The organism is Mycolicibacillus koreensis, from assembly GCF_002104795.1.
Taxonomy (GTDB): domain Bacteria; phylum Actinomycetota; class Actinomycetes; order Mycobacteriales; family Mycobacteriaceae; genus Mycobacterium; species Mycobacterium koreense.
Genome location: NZ_NCXO01000008.1, coordinates 107,125 through 114,531, shown reverse-complemented (window position 1 = coordinate 114,531; position 7,407 = coordinate 107,125). Strand labels below are relative to the sequence as shown.

Below are 7,407 nucleotides of genomic sequence, written 5' to 3'. Positions count from 1 at the left end.
GCCGCCGCCGAAGTTCACACCGCCGACCTCGCCGGAGGCCACCGCGGTGCCGTCGGGCAGCGTGATCGCGGTGTGGTGGTCGTTCCATCCGATCACCAGTGCGTTCGGCGCAGTGCCGGGGATGAAGCCGCGTGAGGCGAGCTGCGCGCCTTCGGTGGCGGTGGAGAAGCGTCCCGAGAAGGCGTCGCGGCCGGTGGCGATGTTGGCCACCCACGCCGCAAGCCCCGAGCAGTCGGTTCCGGCGGCGCTGTTGCCGCCCAAGACGTACGGCGTGCCCTCCACGCGGGAGAGCAGCGCCATGATGATGGCTACCGTTTCTGGGCTCATGCGCGCCAGATAACCCAGCCATGGTTAACGGCGCGGTGTTGGGCGCGGCGACACGCCGAAACATATAGTCTCGATCGCGGAGACAATACAGCTGTGTCCGCGCACAGTCGCGCCGCGGCCTGTGATAGAGACGACCGCCCCGTAGATTTGTACGTTATAGAGACAGACCGACACCAGGAGGCAAGGACATATGTCCAGGTATCCGCAACGCACCTACGAGATCACCGATGAGACGGTGGGTGAGGTTCTCAACTCCGCACGCCTCGGCGTGAGCCTGTCGGTGCGCGACGTGGCCAAGATCGCCGACATCGACTACCGCGTGCTCAGCCGCATCGAGCGCGGCGACCGGCCGTGCCGCGTCGCGGAGATGGTCGAGCTGGCCAGGGCGTACGACATCAAGCCCGAGGTGATGCTCCTGGCGATCTGCGGGCAGAAGAAGGCCAAGGCCGAAGTGAAGCGCAAACGGATGCTCAAAGGGACGTGACAATCGCGCCGACCGGCGGCGAAGTCCGCGACGAAGACGCTCTGACCTGGCCGATCCCCGACCTCGACGAGCGCCTTGAGCCCGGCGGCGTGGTTCCGGCCGGAGAGTGCCCCAGTTGCGGTGCGCTGGCGTACGTTGTCTAGCGAGTGCACAGGAAAGGGACACAGCCATGGCGAATGTTCGGCAGATCGACGACGAGCACGGCTACGGCCGCCGCGTGACGGCCTGGGACTGTGACCGCTGCGGCACCGAGGTTGCGCACTACCCCGGAATGGGCGACGTGGACTGCCCGGACTGCGGGGCCTGCTACAACGCGTCCGGCCAGCGGCTGCGCGACGACTGGCGTGACAACCCGTCGAACTACGACGACGACATCTCCGACCTCGACGGCTACGAGATGCAGCACGCAGGCGATTGAGCGGAACAGGAGACGGTGCGATGCCCAGCGACCGCGGCGGCAGCAGCTACTTCAACGAAGAAGGCGAACCGCTGATGACCCACGCGCAGATGCTCACCGAGCAGGCCCTCGACGAGCAGTCGGCATTCGAGTCCCGGTTCGACCGCCACTACGACGACGACGACCGCTACGACGACTGACCGTTACTGCGCGGCCTTCTCCAGCGCCTCCTGGGCGCTTCCGGCATCGACGTGGTCAGCGAATGGCTGGTAGCCGTGATAGCCCAAGTCGCCGCCGACCTGGTGCTTGCCCTCGATCGCGCCGAACAGCATCAGCTCGCCTCCGCTGTAGGCCCCGACGACCGTCCACACCGCCATCGCTGTTCCCTTCCACTGTCGTTGTCCGCTGCAACGTAACCGCGAAGACGCACCGCGCAGCCGTGCGGCGCGGTGGCGGTAACACCCCCGCGTGAGCGGGGAGGAGGCGCGGTCGGGGAACCAGCTCGCGGCCTGGCCCGGAACACCCCCGCTTGCGCGGGGAGGAGATGTGGGGGCAACTATCAGGAACAGCCCGCCCCTGGAACACCCCCGCTTGCGCGGGGAGGAGGGCGATGCGGCCGGGGATCGCGCTGGAGTAGACAGGAACACCCCCGCTTGGGCGGGGAGGAGACTTCTTGACCTGCACCGTTACCCGTGACAACGCTCGTTTTCATTCAGTTGTGATCGTGCTGACCCCCACCGTAGCTGCGTAACCCGTCACCGCGGCCGTGGCCGCCGCGACACGCCGAGACGCATCTCGCGTCCGCGCCGCGCGGCCGCTGCCCCGGCGCGGCTTCGTATCCTGCCCACCATGTCCCTCGACCACGACACCCGAGTCCGCATCCGCGATTTGTGCGAGGAGACCGCCGATACGCTCAGCCGTCTGGCTCCCGAAGCTCACGGGATGCGGGTGGAGCTGTGGTGCTCGTCGAACGATCCGGGCTGGAAGGCAAAAATCTACGACGATTCCTGACCTGCTGAGACGGTGAGCCTTTCCGGAGGCCGACACGGCGACACACCTGGCCCGACTAGCTCGGTGATCTAAATATGTGGCATTTCGCCGAAAAGCGACCTATGATCTAAATATGAATCAACCAGTCTGGTCGTGGCTTCCCGGCCCCGCTTCGTTGGGTGCGGCCGTTCGTGACGCTCGCAAGCGCCGCGGCCTGCAGCAGGGTGACCTCGCCGAGCGCTGCGGGGTGGCGCGCATGACCATCTCGCGGATGGAGCGTGGAGAGGCCGTGGCCATGGACACCGCGCTGCGGGCGCTGTCCGAGGTCGGCATGTCGCTGGTCGCGGTGCCGATGAACGCGCGAGTCACGGTGACCGATGGCTAGCTGCGGGTACTGGCGGCACCACCCGCAGCACTGATCACTCCCCCCCCGCCCCCTCCCCTTCCCGGCGCTGATGCGGGCCGCCTACCCGCGGCGCGCGGCATCCAGCCGGGACGTGACAGAAACCCGCCTGTCCATCGTCATCCCCGCGACAGTAGCGTGCATCGAACACACTCGCTCGCATCCCGCATCCGCTGCTGCGACGTGCATGTTCGCGCCGCAGTCGCCAGGTGTCCACCCTCCGTGTTATTCTCTGTTTTAGAGACAGCAACCGCCCCGAGGGAGGGTCCAGACAGATGCCGATTCCGTTCTCGCCCAGCGCCGAACAGGCCATCATCATCGACGCCTTCCTCGACGGCCACGACATCGCCGTGCAGGCTGGAGCCGGAACCGGGAAGTCGACGACCCTTGCCTTCATCGCCCAATCGCAGCTGCAGCACCGCCCCGGTGCATCCGCGCGATACATGACGTTCAACAAGCGCAATGCCGTCGAGGTGGACGCGATGTTCGCCGAGTACGGCCTGACCAACGCCAAGGCGTCCACCGCGCACTCGCTGGCCTACCGCGGCTGCCTGGCCGACCCGTCGCTAAAGCACATGGTCACCAACATGAAGCGCGCACCCATGCAGCTCAAGGCCGAGATGGCGCTGCTGGGCATCGCCGAGGACTCACTGTGCCTGCACGCGAAAGTCGACTACGACGCCGAGACCAAGACCTACAACGACGTGTGCCTGCCGTCGCGGCCGCTGCCCTTCCCCGCCCAGCGTCGCTACCTGACGCTGGCCCGCGACACCGTGACCCGGTTCTGCCAGTCCGCCGACGCGCAAGTCACCGCCCGCCACGTGCCCTACCTGGGCGAACTGGAGCCCAAGCTGCGGCCGCTGGTTCGTGATCACCTCATCGAGACCGCGCAACGGATGTGGGATGAGCTGGCCAGCCCGACCGGGCGGCTGAAAACCGGGCACGCCCACTACCTCAAGGCTTGGGCACTGAGCCGCCCGCAGGTCGGCAGCCCCGGCGACGTGATCCTCTACGACGAGGCCCAGGACGCCTCCCCCGTGCTGGCCGACGTGGTGCTGTCCCAGCGTGGACGGGTGCAACTGGTGCTGGTCGGTGACGAGTACCAGTCCCTCTACGGCTTCACCGGCGCGGTGGACGCCATGCAGGGCTTCCAGAAGGAGCCCGGCGTGATCACCCTGCCGCTCACCGAGTGCCGCCGCTTCGGGCCGTCGATCGCCGAGGTCGCCAACCAGGTGCTCGACCGCCTCGATCCCGATCACGAAAGCCCGATGCGGCTGCGCGGCATCGGCCCCGAGCACGGCCGCGTACTCACCGCGTTCGGCCGCGCCGAGACCTCGACGGTCGACGCGGTGGTGTGCGCGACCAACGGGCAGGTGATCGCAGCGATCATCGACCAGGACGCCGGGGGCCGCACCGTGCACTCCACCCTCGACATCGGCGAGCTGGTGTCGCTGGCCAACGACGTGGCGTTGGTGGAGCGCGGTTGCGCCTCCGAGGCCAAGGAGCCGTCGCTGCGGCGGTTCACCGACCTGGACACCTGGCAGCAGTGGCTCTCAGAGCCCGAGGCCGCCGACGCGATGCTGCACAGCCAGGTGCAGATCGTGCACCGCTACGGCCGCGATGAGCTGCGCGCGGTGGCTGACCGTGTGGTGTCCGACCCCGATGACGCCGATGTCACGGTGAGCACCATCCACAAGGCCAAGGGCGGAACCTGGAACCGGGTGCAGGTGGCGATGGGCGAGCAGCTGATCTCCGATGAGGACACCGCCAAGCTGCGGATGCTCTACGTGGCCGCCACCCGCGCCCGCGAACTGGTGCTGGTCCCGCCGAACCTGCTGGAGACGGTGCGCACCGAGGAACCGGCCGCTGCCTGATGGCCCACCTGCCGACAGCCACGGTGAGCGCGCTGCGGGTGAGAGCGACGCTGATTTCCCGTTACGGTTTCTGCCATGTCGCAGGTGGTGCGTATCCGTCGGGTCTCGTTTCGCGGAACACCTGTGTTTCTCGGTGAGCGCCACGGTCAGCCGATCTTCTCCGGCAGCGTGGAGTTCACCTGGTGACCGCACCTCTCAACCTGGTCGTCATCTACGCCAGCGACATCGAAGCATCGCGCCGCTTCTACACCGCGTGCGGCCTCGCTTTCGTCCGCGAGCGCCACGGCCGGGGGCCGGTCCACCACGCCGCTGAGCTGCCCGGCGGCACGGTGCTGGAGCTGTACCCACGCCGCGGTGGCCCGCCTACGCGCACGCGGCTGGGGCTGGCGGTCGCCGACATCGACCGAGTGCTGCGGTCACTGGCCGCGGCCGGGTGTGACGCGGGTACCGCGGCCGGTGACGGCGGCGGCTTCACGGTGCGCGATCCCGACGGCAACGCGGTTGAACTCGTCGAGCCGCGGGATCAGTAGTTGCGCTTGGAGATGGTGTCGTCCGGCGCGACCTGCCACCCGGACGGGTGGATCAGGTAGCGCACGGTGCCCGGACCGCCGAAGCACCACTTCGTGCTCAGTGCGCTTTCGGCGGTGTCGCCGTCCTCCAGCACCAGCACGGTCTCGCGGTACCGGTCGCCGAGATCGGTGGCGCGGTCCATGATGTCGTCGTGGGTGTAGTGCATCGGTCGGCTCTCCTCGGTGGTGTTGGGCTCACTGGCGAGTATCCCTCGTCGGCCTGTGCGGGTGGAGCAGATCAGCCACCCAGCTTCGCCAGGATGTCGCGGGCGACGCGGATCAGCTCGTCGCGGCGGCCGAAGATGACCACATTCGGCTCGTCGGGGCCGATGCCGACGATGGTGTGGCCGCCGGAGGGGTCGACCCCGCACCGCTCGGCGTCGTCGCGGTAGTCGGACTCGCCGGGGGTCAGCCACCCGTTGCTGTCGACGTGCCCGTCGAGGTCGCCGCGGTTGGTGGCGAATCCCAGGTACTCCACTGCGCCGAGGACCAACTGGCCGTCGGTCTCCAGGTATGCGCCGGGAAGATCGTCTTCGCCGAGTTCGGGGGCGCTGAATCTGCCGCGGCCGAGTAGCTCGCTGGTGGGGCGGGTCCAGTAGTCGTCGATGTTCACCATGGCGGTGATCGTGGTCGTCGGCACCGCTCGCGGCCGCACGCGGCGCGCCCTCGACGGCCGCCGGAACCCGGCCCGAATACGGTTGTCCGAACAGGCGTGTATCGTCTCTATATTGTAGACTGATCGGGAAGGAGGATCGGCCATGGCCAAGCAGACGAAGCTGCCGCGCTACGTCACCGGCGGCGCGTCGCCGATCCGCGTGGCGCGTTCCCAGGAACTGCGCCGCAGCGGGGCTGCGGGCCTGCACGCCTCCCGCGCCGACCGCCGTGCCCGCGACCGTGCCTCGGCACGCCGCCGCGCGGTGCGCCGCGACATCGCAGCCGGGTGACCGGCGGATAGCGGAGATGGGAGAAACGATGAGCGGCAAGAGCATCGACGACGCCGTCGAGGTAGTCGTCGAGGTGGTTTACGCCGCGCTGGCCGGATGTTTCGGCGACTTCAACACCGATCACGCCCGTAGGGCCGTCGACGCTCTCACCGCCGCGGGATACGCGGTGGTGAAGCTGCCGGAGCCTGCCGACGAGGAGCCCTTCGACGAAGGCGAGGGCTACGGGACGAAATCGTTCCACTGGGGCAAAGGGTCGACGGTGCTGGCCACGTTCCCGAAGGGGCGAGTCTGGGACGAGGACGCCGACCTCGACCCCGAGCAGGCGCATGGTCTGGCCGCGGCGCTGCTCGCCGCCGAGATCGCCACCAAGACGGAGGTTTCCCATGCGTGAGCCCAGCAGCGAGCTGATCAGCGATCTCGCCAACGCCCTGGCGCAGTTCCGTCAACCCGTCACCGCCATCGACGCGCTCAACGGTGAGTACACGGTGCGTGCGCACGAGCTGCTGGGTGCCCTAACCGCCGCGGGCTACTCCGTGGTGAAGTTGCCCGAACCGTGCTACGAGGGCGACGGTCAAATCTATTTCGACGACGGTGAGATTCGGGTGGACACCACCGGTTACGGCAACGAGTGGCCGCGCCTGTACGTGGACGGAAAGCCTGCTGATACCGCTCTGATGCGCCTCCAGGCGGCAGAGATGCTGGCGGCCGCGAACGAGGCCGACGCCGCCTACGCGGCCGCCGACCGGTGAAAGTCGATGGGACGACTATGAATCTGTATTCGCGCGTCACCGGCCAGGGCACCGCCATGGCGGACGCCACGCTGTGCGACGCATGTCTCGGCGACATCCCGGCCAGGATGGCTGCCGACGCCGCTGCCGATGCTGCTGACGATGCCCGCGGTGCCAGCCGCGTATGGGTGCTGAGCACCGGAAACGACCAGCTCTCCTGCGTCGAGTGCGGCTGGGGGCCGCGGTAGGCGCCGCTCCCCGCCACGCGAATCTAGGCCGCGCCGCGGGCTTTGAGCTGCCACTTCGATCCATACACTGCGGTCTTGACGTGGAAGAAGGGGTGCCATGGCAGTCGATGGTGTGATCGAGATCAGGGACCGTGAATCGTTCCCGCAGAAGACCAAGGCGATCAAGGATGCGGCCGCGGAGCTGCGTGCCGCCCGAGACGAGTTGGGCACCATCGTCGACACAGCCCGCAAAGAGGCCGGATCGTTCACCGTCGACGGCCAGCCCGCCCCGGTGTACAGCCCCGTTCTCGACGGGTTGAAGAAGTGGCTCGACGCCACAAGCGCAGTGGTCAATTCAGTCGCCGATAGTGCTGACGCGTGCGCCGATACCGCCCATGACAAGTTCGTCGGAATCACCGAGACCGACGACGAGGGCGCGGACAAGATCAAGAAACTCTAGGGAG

At 67.8% G+C, this 7,407-nt stretch carries 16 protein-coding genes and 1 pseudogene; 13 read left to right on the top strand and 4 right to left on the bottom strand.

Going from position 1 to position 7,407, the window contains the following annotated elements:
- Window positions 1-327, bottom strand: a pseudogene (locus B8W67_RS05960) (peptidoglycan endopeptidase); the annotation flags it as partial.
- 190 nt (window positions 328-517) lie between these two features.
- On the opposite strand from B8W67_RS05960, the gene B8W67_RS05955 reads away from it, so the two are divergent.
- Genes B8W67_RS05955 through B8W67_RS20770 form a run of 4 tightly spaced genes read left to right on the top strand, consistent with a single transcriptional unit; the run spans window position 518 to window position 1,408 of the window.
- A complete protein-coding gene (locus tag B8W67_RS05955; protein WP_085302889.1) occupies window positions 518-811 on the top strand; it encodes a helix-turn-helix domain-containing protein in 294 nt (97 codons plus the stop codon).
- Window positions 808-954: a hypothetical protein gene (locus B8W67_RS20775; protein WP_163797087.1), complete on the top strand. Its 147-nt coding sequence runs from the start codon at window positions 808-810 to the stop codon at window positions 952-954. Before B8W67_RS05955 ends, B8W67_RS20775 begins: the two co-directional genes overlap by 4 nt.
- A gap of 26 nt (window positions 955-980) precedes the next feature.
- A complete protein-coding gene (locus B8W67_RS05950) occupies window positions 981-1,229 on the top strand; it encodes a hypothetical protein (RefSeq protein ID WP_085302887.1) in 249 nt (82 codons plus the stop codon).
- 20 nt (window positions 1,230-1,249) lie between these two features.
- Window positions 1,250-1,408 carry a hypothetical protein gene (locus B8W67_RS20770; RefSeq protein WP_163797089.1) on the top strand — a complete coding sequence of 53 codons (159 nt, stop codon included), beginning with the start codon at window positions 1,250-1,252 and terminating at the stop codon, window positions 1,406-1,408.
- Between the two features lie 3 nt (window positions 1,409-1,411).
- Here B8W67_RS20770 and B8W67_RS20765 read toward each other — a convergent pair whose 3' ends face one another.
- A complete protein-coding gene (locus B8W67_RS20765; RefSeq protein WP_163797091.1) occupies window positions 1,412-1,585 on the bottom strand; it encodes a hypothetical protein in 174 nt (57 codons plus the stop codon).
- 472 nt (window positions 1,586-2,057) lie between these two features.
- Between B8W67_RS20765 and B8W67_RS20760 the strand changes: the two genes are divergently transcribed.
- The 4 genes from B8W67_RS20760 (at window position 2,058) to B8W67_RS05935 (ending at window position 5,005) form a co-directional block, all read left to right on the top strand.
- Window positions 2,058-2,219, top strand: coding sequence for a hypothetical protein (locus tag B8W67_RS20760; protein WP_163797093.1), 162 nt, complete (start codon window positions 2,058-2,060; stop codon window positions 2,217-2,219).
- Window positions 2,220-2,331: 112 nt separating this feature from the next.
- The gene (locus B8W67_RS05945) at window positions 2,332-2,583 is read left to right on the top strand and encodes a type II toxin-antitoxin system RelB family anti-toxin (RefSeq protein ID WP_085302885.1); all 252 of its coding nucleotides are present in this window, start codon (window positions 2,332-2,334) and stop codon (window positions 2,581-2,583) included.
- 293 nt (window positions 2,584-2,876) lie between these two features.
- Window positions 2,877-4,475 (top strand): ATP-binding domain-containing protein, encoded by a 1,599-nt coding sequence (locus tag B8W67_RS05940; RefSeq protein WP_085302883.1) that lies wholly within the window; start codon window positions 2,877-2,879, stop codon window positions 4,473-4,475.
- A gap of 182 nt (window positions 4,476-4,657) precedes the next feature.
- A complete protein-coding gene (locus B8W67_RS05935) occupies window positions 4,658-5,005 on the top strand; it encodes a VOC family protein (RefSeq protein WP_197747584.1) in 348 nt (115 codons plus the stop codon).
- Here the strand turns inward: B8W67_RS05935 and B8W67_RS05930 are convergent.
- Together B8W67_RS05930 and B8W67_RS05925 are read right to left on the bottom strand one after the other, a co-directional pair.
- The gene (locus tag B8W67_RS05930; RefSeq protein WP_085302879.1) at window positions 4,999-5,211 is read right to left on the bottom strand and encodes a hypothetical protein; all 213 of its coding nucleotides are present in this window, start codon (window positions 5,209-5,211) and stop codon (window positions 4,999-5,001) included. The genes B8W67_RS05935 and B8W67_RS05930 overlap by 7 nt on opposite strands.
- Before the next feature lie 71 nt (window positions 5,212-5,282).
- The gene (locus B8W67_RS05925) at window positions 5,283-5,699 is read right to left on the bottom strand and encodes a hypothetical protein (protein ID WP_133056068.1); all 417 of its coding nucleotides are present in this window, start codon (window positions 5,697-5,699) and stop codon (window positions 5,283-5,285) included.
- Window positions 5,700-5,802: 103 nt separating this feature from the next.
- Here B8W67_RS05925 and B8W67_RS05920 point away from each other — a divergent pair, with 103 nt between their 5' ends.
- The 5 genes from B8W67_RS05920 to B8W67_RS05900 all read left to right on the top strand — a co-directional run bounded on the left by B8W67_RS05920 (window position 5,803) and on the right by B8W67_RS05900 (window position 7,403).
- Complete coding sequence (locus tag B8W67_RS05920) at window positions 5,803-5,988, top strand: hypothetical protein (RefSeq protein ID WP_085302875.1); 186 nt, start codon at window positions 5,803-5,805, stop codon at window positions 5,986-5,988.
- Between the two features lie 28 nt (window positions 5,989-6,016).
- The gene (locus B8W67_RS05915) at window positions 6,017-6,379 is read left to right on the top strand and encodes a hypothetical protein (protein WP_085302873.1); all 363 of its coding nucleotides are present in this window, start codon (window positions 6,017-6,019) and stop codon (window positions 6,377-6,379) included.
- Entirely contained in the window at window positions 6,372-6,737 is a 366-nt protein-coding gene (locus tag B8W67_RS05910; protein ID WP_085302871.1) for a penta-EF hand family protein, read from the top strand. The genes B8W67_RS05915 and B8W67_RS05910 overlap by 8 nt, the downstream gene beginning before the upstream one ends.
- Before the next feature lie 17 nt (window positions 6,738-6,754).
- Window positions 6,755-6,964, top strand: a complete 210-nt coding sequence (locus B8W67_RS05905) for a hypothetical protein (protein ID WP_085302869.1) — start codon at window positions 6,755-6,757, stop codon at window positions 6,962-6,964.
- 97 nt (window positions 6,965-7,061) lie between these two features.
- Window positions 7,062-7,403, top strand: a complete 342-nt coding sequence (locus B8W67_RS05900; protein WP_133056067.1) for a hypothetical protein — start codon at window positions 7,062-7,064, stop codon at window positions 7,401-7,403.
- Window positions 7,404-7,407 lie beyond the last annotated feature (4 nt).